Source organism: Bacillus salipaludis, assembly GCF_004358205.1.
This window is the reverse complement of record NZ_SMYO01000006.1, coordinates 105,567-126,073: the sequence shown is the minus strand read 5'-3', so window position 1 is coordinate 126,073 and position 20,507 is coordinate 105,567. Positions and strand designations below refer to the sequence as shown.

Genomic DNA, 20,507 nt, shown 5'->3' with positions numbered 1-20,507 from the left:
TTTATTCCCCTTCCTTTCGCCATGCTTCTATGATATAAATTGGATTTAACGCATCAAATCTAGTAAGATTCAAGATTGGCTTACTTCTTGAAATTTGTGCAAGAGTTATCGCTGTATCAAATCCCTGCTTCTTGAATGCATGCATGGCTTCTGATAGATTTTCAATTGTCACGGCATTCAGGACGATGCGCCCGTCCGCTCGAAGTCGGCTGCAGCAAATATCAAGGATTTCTTCCATCCCTCCTGCGGTTCCACCGATAAATACGGCATCCGGATCTGGAAACGTGTCCAAACCTTCGGGGGCCTTCGAATGGATGAGCGTTGCATCAACACGAAACTTAACTAGATTTTGTTTGCAGTTTTCCAAATCGCCTTCGTTTTTCTCAATCGCAAAGATTTGTCCTTCCCTTGCGATTTTAGCTGCTTCAATCGCAACTGAACCAGTACAGGTACCAATATCCCAAACAATACTGTCTTCTTTTAAATGAAGGGCACTGATGCTTAAAGTCCGAATCTCTTTTTTCGTGATTAAGCCTTTATCCGGCTTTCGTTGAAAAAACTCTTCATCGTTTATACCGATGGACCATTGTGGAGTTTTACCTGTTTTCTTTAGAACTACGACATTTAGCGGTGAAAACTCGGCATCCTGCATTTCCTCCAAGCTAAACCAACGGCATCTTTCATTTTGGCCGCCTAGGTTCTCCCCCACAAATGCTTTATATTCATCCATCACAAAAGATAGCAAATACTGTGCGATTTTATTCGGTGAATTTTCCATATCGGTTAAAATGGCGACTTTTTCTTTTCCATCAATCCGTTGTGCCAGCCCTTTCATGCTTCTTCCATGAACACTCGTAAAGTATGCGTCTTGCCATCTTTCTCCCATTTTGGCAAACGCAAGCTGGACAGAGCTTAAATGAGGATAAATTTCCAAATCGATTTTTGAAGATAAGTAGCCGCCGATTCCAAAAAATAACGGATCTCCAGATGCCAGAAGGACAACATTTTTCATCTCAGTTTTCAAACGGTCAACAAGCGAAGAAAGGCCGCCCTCAATTACGATTTTTTCGCCTTGGTATTCCGGAAAAAAGCCAAGTTGACGCTTTCCTCCTATTAAAATATCACTCTCATCAATCCACTTTTCATACATGGGAAGCAGACTTAACTTCCCTTCATCCCCAATGCCAATCATTTTAACCGATGCCATCCATTACTTCCGCCTTTCCTAAAAACTCCCCCTTCATCGTATATAAGGAGGTGTCTACCATAATCCCGCCATCCACTTCCTTAAGCGCGGCGAGACAGCAATTACGACTCAGCTGTTCAAAAAATGAAGTATAACCACGGGCAGCCATCATGTCACCTACCTGGGAAGCGGTATTTGCCTGTTTAATTTCCTCGATCAAAACAGCATCTGCGCCCGCACTGCCTGCTACTTCCGCTAAAAACTCAAAATTAACAGGGGCACTTTTTGAATGAACCATCATCGTCCCCATCGCAACTTTTGAAAATTTCCCCATCATTCCGACCATTGAAACTCTTTTCATACCTTGCTTTTTGGATTGTTTCAGTGTAAAACCCACAAAGTCGCCCATCTCGACAAAGGCTTCCTCGGGAAGTTCCGGAAATTGTTTGATGGCACATTTTTCACTTCGGCCGCCAGTGGTTATGACAAGATGCTCGCACCCGCTTGCACGTGCTACACTGATGGCCTGAATAATACTGGCTTTATAGGCTGCTGTTGAAAAAGGAACAACAATACCACGCGTACCAAGGATTGAGATCCCTCCAATAATACCCAAGCGTCCGTTCAGCGTTTTTTTGGCTATTTCTTCACCGGCTGGTACTGATATCACGATTTTTATCCCTTTTTCGATGCCAAACTCGCTTAAAATCCCTTCCGCTGTCTTTCGGATCATCTTTCGAGGGACCGGGTTGATGGCAGCTTCCCCCACTGGAACGGGCAATCCTTCCTTTGTAACCCGGCCAACCCCGACACCTCCGTCGAGAATGATCCCCGGCTCTTCAGACCAGGAAACTGAAGAAATGATCAATGCCCCATGGGTTGCATCCGGGTCATCTCCGGCATCTTTAATGATACTTGCGGTTGCCATGTTCCCAGTGACTTCACAGCTTTCGGTTTGAAACGTTGCAAATCTTTTAACCGGCAAAAAGATGGTTGACTCTGTTTGGGGTTCACCCGTAATTAATGCTGTTAGTGCAGCACATGTTGCTGCAGTTGCGCAAGCCCCAGTCGTATATCCTTCACGCAACTTACCTTTAGGTACTTCCTGCATGTTCTACACCCGGTCTGCAAGAATAGAAATGGCATTTAGCGCCGCGACGGTTACCGTACTGCCGCCCTTTCTGCCTATATTCGTGATAAAGGGGATGTCCAGTTTGGCTAATTCTTCTTTCGATTCAGCCGCTGATACAAAGCCAACCGGCAGCCCAATCACAAGATCCGGTTTCGCTTCCCCCTCTTTAATCAGGCGGATGAGTTCAAGTAATGCTGTCGGGGCGTTACCAATCGCATAGATTCCGCCTTCCGCTTCTTTAACCGCTTTTCTCATCGAAATGATCGCTCTTGTTGTATTTAATCGTTTCGCCTCTTGTACAACATCCGGATCAGAAATATAAACTTTAATTTCTCCCCCGTATTTTTCAATTCTGGCTTTATTTGCCCCGCTTTGAATCATTTGAACATCGGCAACTACTTTTTTTCCGCTGCGAATTGAACGTATTCCAGCCTGGATGGCATCCGGATGAAAAAGTACGCTTTTTCCCAATTCAAAGTCGGCGGATGCATGAATAATCCGCTGAACAATCGGATATTGCTCCGCAGTAAAGGGATGCTCACCAATTTCTTCAGTAATCATTTCAAAACTTCTTCCTTCAATTTGCTCTGGCTGAATCGTTAATGGTTTAAATTCGGTACGAAAATCCATTTCCTTCACTCCTTTTAAAATGTATTTTAATTGGCCAATTGTGGAACAATCTTTTTATGTAGTTCTTGAACCACATCTGAAAAATTAGAATATACCGTTCCGTAATTGATTTTTGGACGTCCAATCATGATAACTTCTATCCCAAGATCCTTTGCCGCTTCAACTTTTTCATCAACCGACCCGACCTTGCCGCTCTCCTTAGTAATCATTAAGGTTACACCATATTGTTTATAAAGCGCTTGGTCAAACTCCTTAGTAAACGGGCCTTGAATCGCGACAATATTTTTTTGCGGCAGCCCGAGCTGTTCGCATTTTTCCATATTATCAACCCGTGGCAGCATACGAGCGATTAGCCGAATATCCGGTTTTCCTAATAATTTCTCCGTAAAAATCTGGAGTGTTTTGCTTCCCGTAGTCAGCATCACCACTCCTTTTTTGCTTGCAGCAATTTCGGCTGCTTCGTCGTAACTTTCTACAACCGTCATCTTCTCGTATTGAAAGGTTTGGGATTCACGCTCATAACGAATGTAAGGGACACCCGCTTGTTTTGCCGCGCTTATCGCATTTTTGGATGCCTCTTCTGCAAAAGGGTGACTCGCATCGACGACCGCTTGAATTCCCTTTGATTCAATCAAGCTCACCATTTCATCGTCCGTTAATCTTCCTGTTTGGACAGAAATACCTGATTCCCCAAGTTCATGTGCAGCATTGTCGGTTACAACGGTAGCAAGGAGATCATAGCCATCTTTCATGATTTCTAAAGCCAGTGCTCGGGCATCACTTGTACCAGCTAATACTAAAATCATCTTCGTTCTCCTGCCTTTTGTACTTCGTGTTCATGATGATGGTCATGATCGTGATGATGGTGATCATGGTCATGGTCATGATGATGGTGATGATGAACATACTCCATTGCATTCACACGATATTGGCAGGTATCACAGTTCATTTTCACTTCGTCCTGAAGAGCTTCTTCTACACGGTCAACTAGAATATTCTGCAATTTAGGGTGATAGCCAAAATACCCTGCCAATTTAAATTCAACATCTGGATATTGTTGTTGGAATGGCACCACCATCTCTTCTAATCGTTTGATTAAAATTCCCGTGAACAAAAAGTATGGCAAAATAATAACTTTCTTCGCACCAAGCTTTAAGCACCTCCCAATTCCTTCATCTACAAGAGGATTGGTTACCCCCATGAAAGCCGGTTCAACAATTTGGTAGTTGGTTTTTTCCCACAGTAATCTAGAAATCTTGTATAAATCGCTATTAGCATCCGGGTCGCTTCCGCCACGTCCTAACAGTAGTACAGCCGTATCGGGATCAGGATGATCCAGATTCTCGCCAATTTCGATTAATCTCGTTTTTAAGATTTCAAACGTTTCCTCATGCACACCAATAGGTCGGCCATAGGTAAACTGTACTACCGGATATTTTTTCTTTGCCTCATCGATAGCAGCTGGAATATGAATTTTCGAATGTCCCGCTTGCAAAAGCATAATCGGAATGACCACAATATGGTCGGCCCCTTTTTCGACACATACATCAATTCCCTGATTTACTGTAGGTTTTTCAAATTCCAAAAAACTCGTCTGAACGAGGATGCTCTTGTCCCAATAACTTCTCATTGATTCTATAAACTGACGAACTTGATCATTTCCTTCGCGATCCTTACTTCCATGACCTACAAATAAAATTGCTTTCAAAATATTTTCTCCCCTTTGTTTAAAGAATGGACCCCTAGATTTCCAAATCTATTCTCCGCATACCGCTTCTTCAATTTTGATTTTCGGTGTAATATCTTGATAGGTGAAGCCTTGAACCTGCTTTACACGTTTAAAGAATTTATAGAAGCGCTCATTTGGATGAGCCTTTTGCTTGTATTCTTGAACAATCCTTTCAACCAAGCCGACTATTTCATCAGGTCCAATTCCTTCCGCGACGATTTGACCTGGGTGGGCACTTCTTCCGACTGTTTTTGCCCCTAAAAATAAATCAAAGGCACCATTACGGTATACAAGACCGATATCTTCTTTTACCGCTCCGTAACATGCCATGCCACAGCCGTTTACCCCGAGTTTTAATTCCTTAGGAAGTTCCATTCCTCCAAGCCTTTCATGCAGTTCCTCGGCATATGGAATCGAGTCCTTCTTTTCGCCATCACAAAAATCGCAGGCTTTTACACTTAAAACATCGCCAATCGGAGAAATCAAAAAGTTTGCATCTTTTAATTTCTGCACAATTTCATCTGGCTGGGAGGTTAGAATCTGCAGTTTAATAGAATGATCCGGCGTGTATTCCATCACACCTTCTTCCCCCGTGATTTCAGCTAGAGTAAGCATCTGTTTTGGTGTGAATTTTTTATTTGCGACACCAGGACTTACTGCCAATTCAAAAATAGACTGGATGGGCTGATTAACAATAGGAGAAATGTTTTCACCCACGCCAGTAATCAATTGTAGTGCTTCTTCTGCCAATGCTCTCGAGGTTTCTATGTCAGACAGTAATACGGGATCCTTCTTTTTTAGTTTTACATTATCAGTTTGTTCCAGCGCCCATGGTTCAGCTTCTTTTTGTAAACGCTGATGCGGTTTTAATGGCTGAATAGCCTGATTTAATGTATATTTCCGTTGATAACCGCGCGGGGTAACCATTAAGTCATCATAGAAAAAAGTAGAAGAGTTTCCAATGATCACAGTGGTTAACATCCCAATTTCATGGTCAAGCATGTCTTGTAAATTGGTCATTACAATATTTTGATTGTCTCGGTATGCACTTTTCACTAATCCTACCGGGGTTTCCGGCAATCGATATTTTAATAGAATCCTTTGCGCTTCAACGATTTGTCTTGTTCTTCTCCCGCTTTTTGGATTGTAAAGAGCAATTACAAAATCCGCTTGTGCAGCTGCTTCAATTCTTTTCTCAATTAATTTCCACGGTGTTAAATGGTCACTTAAACTAATGGTGCAAGCATCATGCATGATTGGAGCTCCTAGTAAAGCCGCACAGGAGTTAATGGCGGAAATTCCTGGTATGACTTCGACTTCCACCCCTGAATCCTTTTTCCACCCTTTTTCAATCAATACTTCATAAACGAGTCCTGCCATTCCATAAACACCGGCATCACCACTCGAAATCACGGCTACTTTCTTTCCCTGTTCTGCTTGTTTGACCGCTTCTTGAGCCCTGCTTACTTCTTCTGTCATTCCTGTACTAATAAGTTGTTGCCCTGTTAATAACCCCTTGATTAAATCCACATATGTTTTATATCCAATGATGATATCGCTTTCTTGTATTGCTTCTCGTGCTCGTTCGGTTATATGTTTGTAATCTCCCGGGCCAAAACCGATGACCAACAATTTCCCTTTCATCCTGATCTTCCTCCTTTCCATAATTCAAGACCTAGAAATCGTTCAATCTAATTCATGACACTGTCTTTTTTACAGGCTTTACGATTCCTTCAATGCATTCTGAATTCTCCGGTTGTTTAAATCCTTCCCCATCAAATTGATAAATGATATGATCTTGCATTAAGGCTCCACCTAATAGATGTTGCTTAACAATTCTACTGCCTACTTCCGGTGTAACATCCTTGTACCAGGTTCCATCCGGATAAACAATGGCAACTGGAGCATCCTTGCATCTACCATTGCATCTTGTTCTTGTTGTATGTATGAATGCGTCCAAATCCAGATTGCTAATCTCGTTGCGAATAGCTTGTGTTGCCTCCTCTCCGCCTTTTCTCATGCAGCTGCTTCCGTTACAAATAAGTACATGGTGTTTCGTTCCATTTAAATTCCAGGTCGTCATAAAACACTCTCCCTTTGATTTTTAAGACAAAAAAGCACCCCTATGAATATAGGGGTGCAGATTAAATACACACAATAAAGTATAATGTTGGTATTTTTCAGCACTACTACCTATATTCCCGTAGGTTTCATGAAGCAAATAGGACAAGGCAGGTCTCCTGACTCAGGTTCATCATTTCATTACGTCTTCCCGAAAAAACTTCAGTGACATTTGCAATGAAACTCCTCATAACAGTGGCGGGTACCGTAACGGATTCTAACCGTACTTCCCTTTTAAGCGCTGTTTTAGCGCACCTTTTCCTATTACTATTCAATTTTTATAAAAAACTTTTTCCCTTTATTTCACAAAAGAGGTTGTAATAAAAAAGATATTAATTTTTATTTTGATTGTTTAAGGACATTTTTTATAATAGACTATCAATCACCCTATATCAAGTTTTCCAAGGATTTTTTTTGCAAAATTTTCTCAAAATAGATATATTATCCTAAAAAAACATCAATAAATTTCCGATGATTATAATTGGATGGATATATTTTCACAAAAAAAACAAAAAAGTTTTATGGAATAGAAGAATTATTTGGGAGGTTTTTTTTCATGAGTTTCTATGAAGATAAGTCTTTCGATTTGCAGCATAGCGGATAGTACGTGAAGAAATGTTTCATGCGGAGTCGAACTTTTTGAAAATCTATCATAATAGTAGTGTACATGCCTAGCTATATCGATTCTTGCTTCATAATCAAAGTGGTAAAAATCAACGATTGGAGCATGTAAACCGGCTCCTAACGGTATGAGCGTCCCCATAACAATTTCCCCATTTTCAGGCGGGATTGCAAGCGGGTCACACACTAATACATCAATTGTTTTTTCTGTTAAAATATCAACCACAACAAAGAAACGGTCATTATATTTATAGCCAACATAATAGAATTTAGGGATTGCCTTCCAAGATTCCCTTAACCACGATTCAATCACAGGTCCCTTATCCAACCCTCGGTCCTTTTCGGCTAAATATTCCGCAATGCAGCTTTCACTATAATTGTAGTTGGCATCATACAGAATTCGCCACCAAAATAAATTATGCAGCAAGATATCTTTTTTCTCTTCCCTTGTTTTAAGTTCGTCTACATATTCCTCTAAAAAGGGAACTACCTCGTGAAAATAGGCATCTAGCGTAAAGTCCATAAAATCGCTAAAGGTATCCATCATCCTTTCCCTAAACTCTTCAGAAACAGGATAATCCGGCCGAAAACTTTTTGTATTTGTTCCTGACTGGGCAAACTCAATAACCTTCTCTATAGTTTCCTTCATCTCTATCATGTAAACCAATCCTTTCAATAAAATAAATCTTTTAAATCGACACGAAAATAATCCTCTACAGATATAGATCATTCCGATATAGGGTCATGATTTGCCTTTCCTTTTACTTTCCTTGCAAAGATGGTTTGCCTTCCCTCTTGTTCATTTTCCTCAAAAAAGAGCACATTCCAGTCTCGAAATTCTTTTAGCAGCTCTTGAGGCTCTAGTTTATATTGTTTAGATATTCCCTGATTCTCGTTTTGCGAATTGAGATAATAGGTTTCAAAAAACACATAACCATCCTCTTTTATAATGTTCTTCAAAAAAGGAAAAAGCTCTCTATCTAGATAATAGGTAATCACCGCTAAATCAAAGGAGTTTTCCTTCCAACTAAGATTGTTCAAATCCTTCAAATCACATTCTTGTGGCATGATGTTGAGTTGGGTCCTTACTGCCTGTTCCCGAAGAAAGTTAATAGCAACCTCAGAAATGTCAACGGCTTGGACTTGATAATTCATTCGTGCAAGAAGTAAACTGTTGCCACCAAGTCCACAGGCAAGGTCAAGAACAGTACCCCCATGAAGATAAAGAGATAGATTTTTTAATCTCGGGTTTGCCACAGGAAATTCAATTTGTTTAAGACGATTTTTATGTTTCGTATTCCATTTTGTTCTGGTGTCCATAAAAAAAAGCTCCTTATAACTGAATTCAGAATAGATGATGGAAATAGGAATAAACATTAGGGCATTAATACAAATTCGAGGGAAATCAATGGAAGGTTATACGAATAAAATTTAAAAAGATTACTGGTTAATTATAACATCCCATTTTATAGAATGTTCAAGTCATTTAATGCCTTCACAAAATTGTAATATAATCCTTGTTAAGATTCTGTCCCATACTAATTAAAACAACTTGATAAAAAAAGAAAGATGTTTTCACAAAGATTGTTGTTTATAGAATAGATTAAAGGGCCTGTTGATTCGGAGTATCGTCTTTGATAACAACCCTGTCTGTATTAGGACTCCATTCGGACTCATTCATCTTTGAAATTAACAACCCTGTCTGAATCAGGGCTCCATTCGGACTCCACCTTCTTTGAAATCAACAACCCTGTCTGAATCAGGACTCCATTCGGACTCCATTCAGACTCATTCATCTTTGAAATCATCAGCTGCTTACAATTGTATTTATGTGAGTAATATTGGTAAGAAACAACAACAGGGTTTACGAAACAGCCTAAAAGAAAAATAAAAAAAAGGAGCGATACTATAGAAATCACATGATTTCAAAAGTACAGCTCCCTGTTGACTGGCGGCTACTGGGTCAAACCCAAGCTTAAAGCGGAAGGCAATTCTAGTTTAATGAATTAAAGTTAATCAAGATGGCTGAAATGCTACTAGTTTTTTTAACTAACACCATCAAGTACCACAAAAAGTTCGGTAAGGGAGGTTTGATGGTGCTGGCAATGAGCAGAATTCTTCTTGATCAGTACTGTATTCGTAAGGTCTTGACAGAACGTTAAGCAGTTTTCCCATCACACTTAGGTCCCCCTCATTTACCGCTGCCTCGAGCGCCTCTTCTACCCGATGATTCCGCGGAATAACTGCAGGATTGCTGTTACGCATTAACTCTAGGGAAGATTCTCTGGATTCCTCCTGTCTCCCTCGTCTTGCCTGCCATTTTTCATGCCATTGCGTAAATTCTGGAGTCCCATTGAGAGGAGTATCTTCCATCTTTTCGATCGTTAGTGCACGAAAGGTATTCGTATAGTCCGCATAGTATTGCTGCATTATTTTGAGGAGATCTTCCACAAGGGTTGCATCCTGCTCTTCCTCGTTAAAAATCCCCAACTTTTTTCTCATTCCTGCAAGCCAATTCTTCTGATATAAATCCATATAACCGGAAATGGCATCCTGAGCAATTTTTACAGCCTCATCTTGATTCTCATGCAATAAAGGCAAAAGGGTTTCTGCAAATCGTGCAAGATTCCAACCGGCCATATATGGCTGATTGCCAAAAGCATATCGCCCTTGAACATCGATCGAACTGAAGACTGTTTCTGGATCATATGTATCCATGAAGGCACAAGGACCATAATCAATCGTTTCCCCACTAATTGTCATGTTGTCAGTATTCATCACTCCATGAATAAAACCAACTAACTGCCATTTTGAAACCAGCTCAGCCTGCCGCTTAATTACTTCCTTAAGCAGGGAAAGGTATTGATTCTCATTCACCTCAATGTCTGGGTAATGGCGTTTTATTGTATAGTCTGCGAGGATTCTAAGGTCCCCATCACTTCCCCATTTTGCCACATATTGAAAAGTACCGACACGAATATGACTTGCAGCCACACGAGTGAGGATTGCACCTGGCAAATAGGTTTCTCGGGCAATGTTCTCACCCGTTTCTACCACTGCTAAACTGCGAGTCGTCGGAATCCCAAGTGCATTCATGGCTTCACTGATGATATATTCACGAAGCATTGGACCAAGCGTTGCCCTGCCATCCCCCCCTCGGGAATACCGAGTCCTTCCTGAACCTTTAAGCTGAATATCATAGCGTTCTCCATGAGGGGTAATCTGTTCACCAAGAAGCAGCGCCCTGCCATCACCTAACATAGTAAAATGTCCAAATTGATGTCCGGCATAGGCTTGAGCAAGGGGGGAACCGCCTTCGGGAATCCGATTGCCGGCAAGGACTGCGATCCCATCTTCTGACTGAAGTCTCTCGACATTCAAGCCTAGTGATTTTGCTAACGGTCCATTAATTATAATTAAATTAGGCGATCTGACTGGGTTCAGGTTTTGACTGGTAAAAAATGATTCTGGCAGCCGAGTATAACTATTGTCAAAATTCCATCCTGTTTCATTTTGATTTGTCATGGTAACTCCTTTTAAAAGATGGTTGTTTTTTCATTCGCTGATAAAGCGTGTGGATTCACTGATAAAACTGATAAATTCGCTGATAAACTTCGAAAAATTGCTGATAAGGTGGATTTCACACCTCTTTTAAGTGTATTTAAATCATCTACTCTTCATATTAACACTTTTATTGTCCTCTTCTTCAAAAACCAATATACCTGCACGTCCCCGCTATGATTTCTTTTTAAATATCAAATACGAATATAAGTAAATCCCCGCAATCCCAATAACTAACGCCGTAAAGAATAGCTGCATACCAATTGAACCAAACATACCTGCTATAAGAGAGATAAGTCCAATAACAACTAAAACATAGCCGCCAAATCTGTGCGTTTTTTTCCACACATATTCCGAGGCAAGTGTCCATGGTGATCGAAAACCAATAAAATAATTGTGGCGAATTTGCGCCATGTAATTACCAATTACAATGAAAAGTATTCCAAAAAGGATAGGCACTACCTTTTGAAAAGGGACATAAATCCCAAGTGCACTTGCAATGGCAATTAGGTTCATACAGGATAAAAACAGGATAATCACCAGATTCATAATCGAATAGGCGTTTTTATGCAATTTATAAGATTGCTTTTTCGGGTCTATTACTGGTAAATAGTTTAAGAAAAAAAATAAGACAATAGGCAATACACCAAGGCTGACAAGTTCCAGTTTAGGTCCATAGCGGTTAACATCGCCATTGATTCCCCAATGCACAGGCACTTTATCCGGTAAATTAGGATAGGCCAAGAGATTCAGCAGCAATGTTATAATCGCAATTCCCATCGTTATGAAATAAATCTTATTTTTCCTCACACGTTTCTCCCCCTTAACTTTTTTTATCTAGCAGCCACTTGATGACATCCTGTAAAATAGTGGAATTTAACGAGTAAAGAATAAACTGGCCCTTTTTTTCATCAAGAACTAATCCTGCAGATTTAAGGATTTTCAGATGATTGCTGATGGAGGGCTTGCTCATATCAAATTGGTCGGCAATTTCACCCGCTGTTAAATCCTGCTCTTTCAACAAATCAAGAATTTTTCTTCTTGTTGGATCGGCTAGTGCCTTAAAAACGTCGTTCATTTAAGCCTCTCCTTTTATATTTAGTTAATTATCTAAATATATAATACCATATTTTTGAAATAAAAAAAGACCAAAATGGCCTTTTTCATTTAATCAACGTTCGCGGTTTACGATATAATTCAATAAATGCCTCAAAAAAGTGATATTACGGGGCACATCCTGTAACGCCTCGATTGCAAGACAGTAATGTTCCCACATCGCTTTTCGAGCACCCTCCGGTCCAAGGATAGACACAAAAGTCGAGCGGTTGTTTTCAGCATCTATTCCGATTGGTTTTCCTAGTAAGACCCGATCGCCTTCCACATCTAGCAGATCATCCTTAATCTGAAAAGCAATGCCGGCATGGCGGGCAAAATTTTTCAAGGCCGTCATTTCAGCTTCCTCAACCTGGGCTAGAATCGCTGGCATGATGAGTGACGCCTCAAAGGCGATTCCCGTTTTATAAAAGCACATCGTATTCAATTGTTCAAGTGTCATTGGTTTCCCTTTAGACTCTAAGTCCATCGCCTGTCCCATGCACATACTCTCTGTAACCCGAGAAGAATACTGAATCAACTGCAGTACTGTTTTCGCATCAAACTGGTCAAGAGAGGCTTGTTCTTCTGTCGCCTTTTGAATTAAGAAAATGCCGGATAATTCAGCAATAGCCGCATTATATGTCTGATGGAGTGTAGGACGGCCCCTGCGGGTAGATGCATTATCCTGGGAAGGCAAATCATCAAAAATAAGTGAGGCAGTATGCATATATTCCAAAGATTTTAACAGCGGTACCATCGCTTGCGGATGAAATCCATATGCGTTAACCCCCATCACCCAAGTAATAATGGGTCTCAGCCGCTTTCCATCCCCTTCCAAGCTATAATTTGCAGCCTCAATGATTGAATCGTGAAATTCAACTTTGGGAATCGGCAAAAGTCGATTCATCTGATCACGTACACTCTCAATCGTATTAGAGAATTCATCCTGCTCTTTCCGTTCATTTTTCATCATCGTAATTACATGATCTCGAAGCAGTTTATCAAAGAAATCTACATCAGCTGCTTTTCGGACCATTTTTTGAATCAGACGATTGAATTTAGGTACACCGGAGGCAAATAGCCTCATCACATCATTGTATTTTTCTGTACCCATTCGTTCTTTAAAACGTTTCAGGCTATTAATGGCGCGATCGAGTATCACTTCACAGGTCTTTAGATCCGAGTGATACACGTTATGGATTAAATTGGCGATAACCGTCCAGTATAACTCGAAGGGGTTGATCAGATCCTTACGCATCTGATGATATTTTAGATAATAGGTATAGGGAGTGACCGCACCATCCTCCCAATCATTAAACATATCAGTAAAATCATCCGCCAACTGATTATAAATTCCGTAAAAGAAGGTACGGTTGTCAAACCCCTCGTCCTCAGGGGCACTAATAACAGACCTGGCAATCAATCGGGAAAAAGAAGATTTTAAAATGATAGGAAGATAAAGTTCTTGATTGCTATAGTTTGGATTGGATAGATTCTTTTCACGGTCCACTTCCTGAGAATGAAAGAATACAAAGGATTGCTCAAAAAAACTTTTACGTGTGTCAGGTCGTTGATGGTCCTTAATATATTCAAAGGCTTCTCGAAGTTCTACATGAATCGGGCGAATCATGTCTTCGATCGCAAAAGCCCACTCCCCCAGCTCAGGCACAGTGCCAGTAATAAGGGTGGTCCGGATTAGATTGGAATATTGTTTTTTCTCTTCTTCAGATAAGACTTTGGCATCGAGAAGGTCGTCAATAAAAGGGTAGGTCAGTCCATAGGAATAACCCAGTCGAATCGCTTCATCCAGTTTGCGGGAACGTTCTTCCGGCGAAATCTCCTTGTCCATCTCTTCCGTCACGTGCATGACGACGCCGCCAATGATTTTAATTAATTTCCGCTGGGCATTCTCCGCGTCCATCCCCTTTGGAATTATTTCGGAAACCGTCTTAAGTTTATTGATCAACCAGATAATTGTAGATTCAATACGTTCCTTTTGGCCCCACCGATACATTCCTGCCAAACTAAACATTTCCGTTTTGATAGGCTGCGTCAATTGATTTTTTAAGTAATCAACTACTTGACGGATCCTCTTTTGTGTATCAGGGGAATCCAAGGCTTTACCCAAATCCCGCATAAATATATATGAGATACTTCGATCTAAATAAGGATCTAGTTTACCTGTATAATCAAGCCATCGGATATGATTGTAATATCCTGTTCTTTCCTTTTTTCGTGCAAAAAAAGTGAGGGATGAATAACGATGAATATGATTATGTTTCCAGGACTGAATGTCTTTTGTTAAGACAGAAACAAAAGTCTTTTGCTGAACCTGGGTCAACAGTGATTGAAAATATTGTGCAGCCTTCTCTTCAGCCTGCTGATAGCATATATCGGTATCATAAATTAGTTCCTTATTCATCGTAAACATTCCCTCTAGTTTATTTTTCTATTTTAAAAAAATATCCTATATCTAGTAATTATACAAAAATATTTACTTAAAACTATTAAAATATATTTATATATAGTCCAAAAACAGCCGCTTTATACGCTTTTCCTTAAAGGAAATTAAAAAGACCTGTTCCTTCATTACAGGAACAGGTCTTTTTGAAAGAACTGATTTAGCTTTTTGTCACAAGTTTCAATGGTGCTGGAATCTTTTTTGCTACCTTTTTACCCTGAACCACATCTCTGCCGGCATCAACAGCAAGTTTTCCGATTAATTCCGGCTGTTGAGCAACCGTTGCTTCCATTTTTCCAGCTTTAATGGCTTTCAGTGCATCATCATTTCCATCAAATCCAATGACCATAATATTTTTACCAGAACTATTGATCGCTTCAATCGCCCCCAATGCCATTTCATCATTATGGGCAAAGACGGCTTGAATATCCGGATTTGCTTGAAGTAAATTTTCCATTACTGTTAATCCCTTGGTCCGGTCAAAATCAGCAGATTGTTGCTCTACTACATTCAATTTCTGATCGGCGATAATATGAAATCCTTTTCCCCGTTCACGTGTAGCGGAGGCGCCTGGTACACCTTCAAGTTCAGCAACCTTTGCTTTCTCCCCAAGCTTCTTCACAATGTAATTCCCTGCCATTTCTCCGCCTTTGATATTATCTGAAGCGACTAATGCTGCAACTTTCCCTTTATCAGCAGAACGGTCAAGCGTAATAACAGGAATTCCAATGTTGTTTGCAGATTGAACAGCTGTTGAGATTGCAGCAGAATCTGTCGGGTTAATCAGTAAAACGTCAACACCCTGCTGAATTAAATCTTCTACATCATTTATTTGCTTTGCAGAGTCATTTTGTGCATCAACCACCTTTACTTCCATTCCCAATACCTTCGCTTCTTTTTGTACCCCATTTTTTAAAGAAACAAAAAACGGATTGTTTAAGGTGGAAACGGATAGGCCAATCTTCACATCTTTTAAATTTTCCTTTTTCGCCGGCTTAGCCCATTCAGGCGGCTGCATCGAACAAGCGCCTAAAAGCAAGAGTGATACTGATATCAATAGTACAGCTAATTTTTTCATAAAAAATTCTCTCCTTATGCTGATTTCTTCCGATCAAGTAATACAGCAATGATGATTACAATCCCTTTTACTACTTGTTGATAGAATGAAGATACACCAAGAAGATTTAAACCATTGTTTAATGTACCAATAATTAACGCGCCAATCAGCGTTCCAAAAATTCTTCCTTTCCCCCCTGAAAGGCTTGTCCCTCCTAATACAACTGCCGCGATGGCATCGAGTTCATAAGAAGTACCCGCTGTCGGCTGTGCTGAATTCAATCGTGATGTTAAAATCGCCCCTGCTAACGCAGCAAGTAAACCGGAAAGACCGTAAATGATCAGCTTCACATTTGGTACTTTAATACCCGAAAAAATCGCGGCCTTTTCATTTCCTCCGATGGCATATGTTTTTCGGCCAAATGGGGTTTTATGAAGAACAGTATATAATAATACAAACGTTACAATCATCGTAATTGCAGGAACAGGAATTCCTAGAAAATAACCACGGCCAAATAACTGGAATAAGTAATTTTCACCTAACCCTGTGATTGGGTTTCCTTTTGTATAAACAAGTGTCAAACCTCTAAAGGCTGTCATGGTCGCCAATGTGGCAATGAATGGAGCCATTTTTCCTTTTGTAATCAAGAGTCCATTGACCATTCCCATGATTCCGCCAAGAATACAACCGACAATAATCGCCAAGATTGGATCAAGACCCGATACAATCATACCTGCCGTTAAAGAACTGGATAGGGCTAGAATCGCACCGACTGATAAATCAATTCCTCCTGTTAAAATAACAAAGGTCATACCAAATGCGATTAACGCATTGATGGCCACTTGACGCAATAAGTTTAGTATATTTAAAGGTTCTAGAAAACTTGGATTTAATATGGAAACAATCACAATTAAAATAATAAGTCCGAGAAGCGGTCCAAGTTTCTGCGTAACCGTATTCATAAAATTTGCCTTGCCAGCTTTTGTGCCTTCATTGATTGCGTTCATTTCACTGACCTCCCGTTGCCAATGTCATAATTTTTTCCTGGGTTGCTTCATCACTTCTCAATTCACCGCTTATTTTTCCTTCATGAACCACGAGAATTCGGTCGCTCATTCCAAGGATCTCAGGAAGCTCCGATGAAACCATGATAATGGCCACTCCCCGCTCCGTCAGCTCATTCATCAGTTGATAGATTTCTCGTTTTGCCCCAACGTCTACACCTCTCGTCGGTTCATCCAATATCAGTACCTTTGGTCCAATTCCAACCCATTTGGCAATGACTACTTTTTGCTGATTTCCCCCAGATAAACTTCCAACTGCAAGATCCGCTGATTCCGTTTTTACAGTCAAGCGTTTGATCAGCAGATTGACAAAGTCTTTTTCACTTTTTTCTTTAATAATCCCTTTCGGAGCAAAACTATAAAGGGAGGGCAAAACCATATTTTCCTTGATCGAAAAATCTAAGATCAACCCTTCATCTTTTCGGTCCTCCGTGATAAAACCTATACCCGCTTTCACGGCCTGGTCAGGAGATTTGATGGCCGTTTTCTTACCATTCAGCCAGATTTCGCCGCAGTTAAAGGAATCCAGTCCAAAGATTGCCCGCATGATTTCCGTCCTTCCTGCTCCCATTAATCCGGAAATCCCAACGATTTCACCAGATTGAACAGAAAAATTCACATCACGGAATACTCCATTTTTAGTTAACCCTTTTACTTCTAGTACCGTTTCTCCTGGTTTTGATGTTCTTTTTGGAAACCTGTCTGTTAATTCCCTGCCGACCATTTTCCTCACGACTTCATCAAAATTTGTATCGGGAATAGCCTTTGTATCAACGGTCTTGCCATCACGCATAACAGTAATTCGATCACAAATGGCAAAGATTTCTTCCATACGGTGAGAAATATAGACAATTGATACGCCTTCTTTTTTCAAAGAAGCAATCACATCAAAAAGCTTGCTGATTTCTCTTTCAGTCAAAGCGGCTGTTGGTTCGTCCATGATAATGACCTTGGCCTCCGTCATTAACGCCTTGGCAATTTCGATCATCTGCTGTTCTCCTACAGAGCAGCCCCCCGCCTCTTGATCTAGAGGAATCGAAACGGCTAAACGGTCAAACTGTTGTGTAGCTAACGCTTTCATTTCTTTTGTTTTTAACAAACCAAGCGGGGATTTCAATTCTTTGCCGATAAACAAATTTTCTAAAACGGTCATGTCCGGCCAAATATTTAGTTCCTGATGGATGAAGGTAATCCCGTTTTGTTCGGCTTCTTTTGGGTTTTTAAAATAGGTTTCATTGCCATCAATGGTGATGGTGCCTTGGTCATGCTTATGAAGTCCTGTCAGTACATTCATCATGGTTGATTTTCCGGCCCCATTTTCGCCCATTAATGCGTGGACTTCCCCGTCCAATAGTTCAAAATCAACACCTGTTAAGACTTGATTGGTACCAAATGCTTTATAGATGTTCTGCATCGAAATGCGCATTCATATCACCTCATTCGATTTGGAAAAAACGGAGAGAGACATTTCAAAAACGTCCAGCCCGATCTTAGCTCTTAAAAAAATACTCCTGATTGTAAAATACAATTGGCATAGGGTGTAACTTCACCTGTTCGGATAATGGCTTTTGCCTTTTCGGTTAATTGCTTAAATTCTTCGTGCGAAACCTTTGTCATTTCAATATCTGCAAATTTTCTATTTAAAAATTGCTCCACTTCTGGATTGCCTTGTTCGATTTCAGCTGCAATGATACATTTTTCAATCACCATGTCATCTGTAACTGCATCGGTCACTTCCTTAAATGATGGCAACCCGGGTTTAATCGATAAATCGATTTTTTTTACACCTTCGGGAATCGGCAACCCGGCATCAGCGATGACAATATAATCTGTATGGCCGAGATCGGCTAAAATTTTAGAAATATGACTGTTTAACATTCCATGGCGTTTCATGTTATACACTCTCCTCTACTTCTTTTCTAGTCGGCATACCGCCCTGCGCACCAAATTTGGTCACCGACAGCGAGGCAGCACGGTTGGCAAAACGGACACTTTTCTCAAAGCTATTTCCTTCCGCTAATGCCACGGCAAAGGCAGCATTGAACGTATCACCTGCACCTGTCGTATCAACGGCTTCTACCGGAAATGATGGAACCACTACCTCTTTTTCACCATCGTGAAAGCGAACGCCATTTTTACCTTCTGTGATAAACACTTTGTTTGGATATTGCGCTAATACTACATGAATGTCCTGATTTTCAAATAAAATCGCAGCCTCCGATTCATTCGGTGTAATGTAAGCTGCGTTCTCAATAACTCCCTTACTGATCGGCCTTGCCGGTGCAGGATTCAACAATAGAGGAACACCGAATTCATGACATTTTTCGCTAACATATTTAACCGTATCTTCAGGAATCTCTTGCTGAATCAAGACAATATCTGATATACGAATTACATCAAGCGCATTTTCCACAAAATCAGGTGTTACATAATTGTTTGCACCCTTCACAACAATAATGCTGTTGTCACCATCAGCAAGAGTAATATGAGCTGTTCCACTTTCCGAATGTGTAACCGGTTCCACATAAGTGGTAGAAACGCCATTTTCTTTAAAATTATCAAGAATCGTTTTTCCAAATGCATCGCCACCAACACATCCAACCATATAAACCTCTGCTCCTAACCTTGCAGCAGCGACTGCCTGGTTGGCCCCTTTGCCGCCAGGCACAGTTTTAAAAGATTCACCAAGAATCGTTTCCCCCTTATTGGGACGTCTTGGGGCTGTAACAACTAAATCCATTGATGAACTTCCAATTACGGTTATTTTAGCCATTTTCTTCAACCTTTCTTGTTGTTTGCCTTTCAATAAATGTAACAGGCAATTGAATATTTTTATGTTCCAATTTTTCATCGTCTATGATTTGAATCAATAATTTTGCTGCTTCTCTTCCCATATCATAGGCAGGCTGGCGAATCGTCGACAAAGCCGGGTACAGTAAGCTGCTGAGCGGGATGTCATCATATCCGATAATTTGCAGTTCGTCCGGAACAGAAATCCCTCTTCTTAACGCCTCATGCAAAATAGCTGCTGCACCAAGATCATTACTGGCAATCACTCCGTCTGTCTCCGGAAATTTTTCAAATAATTCTTTCGCGATTTTTTCAGCATCGTCAAAGGTAAAAGAAGCCGTAGTCATCACGTTAAAATTAACATTATAGTTACAAATCTCATTGATTGCACCTTTAAACCTGTCTTGTGCTGTCCTTAATTCAATCGGTCCCCGAAGCAACGTAATCCGCTTGCTTCCTCTTTTTATCATTTCTTGTGCGGCTATTTTCCCGCCAGCCAAGCCATCTGCATAAACGGATGGATGCTCATTAGCTGTCCGATCCAGAAAAACAACTGGAAAATCCAAGTTTTCATAATGACTTGTTTCTGTCTGGTTGGTTGCGGATATGATACCGATTACATTATTTTGTTTAAAGGTGTCAATATAATCAATTTCTTTCTTCGGCTTTTCATCAGCGTTTCCAATGATCAGCCGTAAACCATGTTCCTGCATCTCGTCCTCAACCCCTCGTGCAAGCTCTGGAAAGAAAGGATTTCGAATATCCGGAAGCAATAGGCCGATTAATCTGGATTTTTTCTTATAGAGAGAACGGGCAACTTCATTTGGTTTGTAATTTAATTCTTGAATTGCTTTCTCTACAAGCTTTCTCGTATCTTCATGGATATAACCTTTATCATTTAAGGCTCTTGAAACCGTCGCTACAGATACTCCAGCTTTTTTCGCGACATCTCGTATTGTAGCCATTATGTTTCACCTCTTATATGTAACCGATTACACATCTAGATTAGCACAGAAAAAATATATATGCAATAAAGAAATTCTTTTAAGATGATATCTTT

General features: G+C 40.4%; 19 protein-coding genes and 1 riboswitch. All 19 genes read right to left on the bottom strand.

Going from position 1 to position 20,507, the window contains the following annotated elements; all coding sequences use genetic code 11:
• Position 1: 1 nt before the first annotated feature.
• The gene (gene cbiE / locus E2K98_RS13735) at positions 2-1,207 is read right to left on the bottom strand and encodes a precorrin-6y C5,15-methyltransferase (decarboxylating) subunit CbiE (RefSeq protein ID WP_133334972.1); all 1,206 of its coding nucleotides are present in this window, start codon (positions 1,205-1,207) and stop codon (positions 2-4) included.
• Entirely contained in the window at positions 1,194-2,297 is a 1,104-nt protein-coding gene (locus E2K98_RS13730; protein ID WP_133334970.1) for a cobalt-precorrin-5B (C(1))-methyltransferase, read from the bottom strand. The genes cbiE and E2K98_RS13730 overlap by 14 nt, the downstream gene beginning before the upstream one ends.
• A 3-nt stretch (positions 2,298-2,300) precedes the next feature.
• Complete coding sequence (locus E2K98_RS13725) at positions 2,301-2,948, bottom strand: precorrin-8X methylmutase (RefSeq protein ID WP_133334968.1); 648 nt, start codon at positions 2,946-2,948, stop codon at positions 2,301-2,303.
• 26 nt (positions 2,949-2,974) lie between these two features.
• Complete coding sequence (gene cobK / locus E2K98_RS13720) at positions 2,975-3,754, bottom strand: precorrin-6A reductase (RefSeq protein WP_133334966.1); 780 nt, start codon at positions 3,752-3,754, stop codon at positions 2,975-2,977.
• Positions 3,751-4,656, bottom strand: a complete 906-nt coding sequence (locus E2K98_RS13715) for a sirohydrochlorin chelatase (protein WP_133334964.1) — start codon at positions 4,654-4,656, stop codon at positions 3,751-3,753. The genes cobK and E2K98_RS13715 overlap by 4 nt, the downstream gene beginning before the upstream one ends.
• 48 nt (positions 4,657-4,704) lie before the next feature.
• Positions 4,705-6,321 (bottom strand): precorrin-3B C(17)-methyltransferase, encoded by a 1,617-nt coding sequence (cobJ, locus tag E2K98_RS13710; RefSeq protein ID WP_133334962.1) that lies wholly within the window; start codon positions 6,319-6,321, stop codon positions 4,705-4,707.
• 52 nt (positions 6,322-6,373) lie between these two features.
• Complete coding sequence (locus E2K98_RS13705; protein WP_133334960.1) at positions 6,374-6,760, bottom strand: (2Fe-2S) ferredoxin domain-containing protein; 387 nt, start codon at positions 6,758-6,760, stop codon at positions 6,374-6,376.
• Between the two features lie 130 nt (positions 6,761-6,890).
• Positions 6,891-7,072, bottom strand: a riboswitch (cobalamin riboswitch).
• Between the two features lie 261 nt (positions 7,073-7,333).
• Positions 7,334-8,077 carry a hypothetical protein gene (locus tag E2K98_RS13700; protein ID WP_133334957.1) on the bottom strand — a complete coding sequence of 248 codons (744 nt, stop codon included), beginning with the start codon at positions 8,075-8,077 and terminating at the stop codon, positions 7,334-7,336.
• Positions 8,078-8,145: 68 nt separating this feature from the next.
• Positions 8,146-8,739 (bottom strand): class I SAM-dependent methyltransferase, encoded by a 594-nt coding sequence (locus tag E2K98_RS13695; RefSeq protein ID WP_165976267.1) that lies wholly within the window; start codon positions 8,737-8,739, stop codon positions 8,146-8,148.
• Positions 8,740-9,477: 738 nt separating this feature from the next.
• Positions 9,478-10,944: a protein adenylyltransferase SelO gene (locus tag E2K98_RS13690; RefSeq protein ID WP_133334953.1), complete on the bottom strand. Its 1,467-nt coding sequence runs from the start codon at positions 10,942-10,944 to the stop codon at positions 9,478-9,480.
• Between the two features lie 210 nt (positions 10,945-11,154).
• Complete coding sequence (locus tag E2K98_RS13685) at positions 11,155-11,790, bottom strand: SdpI family protein (RefSeq protein ID WP_133334951.1); 636 nt, start codon at positions 11,788-11,790, stop codon at positions 11,155-11,157.
• A gap of 13 nt (positions 11,791-11,803) precedes the next feature.
• Positions 11,804-12,058, bottom strand: a complete 255-nt coding sequence (locus tag E2K98_RS13680; protein ID WP_133334949.1) for an autorepressor SdpR family transcription factor — start codon at positions 12,056-12,058, stop codon at positions 11,804-11,806.
• Positions 12,059-12,151: 93 nt separating this feature from the next.
• Entirely contained in the window at positions 12,152-14,506 is a 2,355-nt protein-coding gene (locus E2K98_RS13675) for a polyprenyl synthetase family protein (protein ID WP_133334947.1), read from the bottom strand.
• Positions 14,507-14,696: 190 nt separating this feature from the next.
• Entirely contained in the window at positions 14,697-15,614 is a 918-nt protein-coding gene (gene rbsB / locus E2K98_RS13670; RefSeq protein WP_133334945.1) for a ribose ABC transporter substrate-binding protein RbsB, read from the bottom strand.
• 14 nt (positions 15,615-15,628) lie between these two features.
• Positions 15,629-16,555, bottom strand: coding sequence for a ribose ABC transporter permease RbsC (gene rbsC, locus E2K98_RS13665; RefSeq protein WP_133335566.1), 927 nt, complete (start codon positions 16,553-16,555; stop codon positions 15,629-15,631).
• Positions 16,556-16,601: 46 nt separating this feature from the next.
• A complete protein-coding gene (locus tag E2K98_RS13660; protein WP_133334943.1) occupies positions 16,602-18,083 on the bottom strand; it encodes a sugar ABC transporter ATP-binding protein in 1,482 nt (493 codons plus the stop codon).
• A 71-nt stretch (positions 18,084-18,154) separates the two neighbouring features.
• A complete protein-coding gene (gene rbsD / locus E2K98_RS13655) occupies positions 18,155-18,550 on the bottom strand; it encodes a D-ribose pyranase (RefSeq protein ID WP_133334941.1) in 396 nt (131 codons plus the stop codon).
• A gap of 1 nt (position 18,551) precedes the next feature.
• A complete protein-coding gene (gene rbsK, locus E2K98_RS13650; RefSeq protein WP_133334939.1) occupies positions 18,552-19,430 on the bottom strand; it encodes a ribokinase in 879 nt (292 codons plus the stop codon).
• Entirely contained in the window at positions 19,423-20,412 is a 990-nt protein-coding gene (locus tag E2K98_RS13645; RefSeq protein WP_133334937.1) for a LacI family DNA-binding transcriptional regulator, read from the bottom strand. Before E2K98_RS13645 ends, rbsK begins: the two co-directional genes overlap by 8 nt.
• Positions 20,413-20,507: the final 95 nt, after the last annotated feature.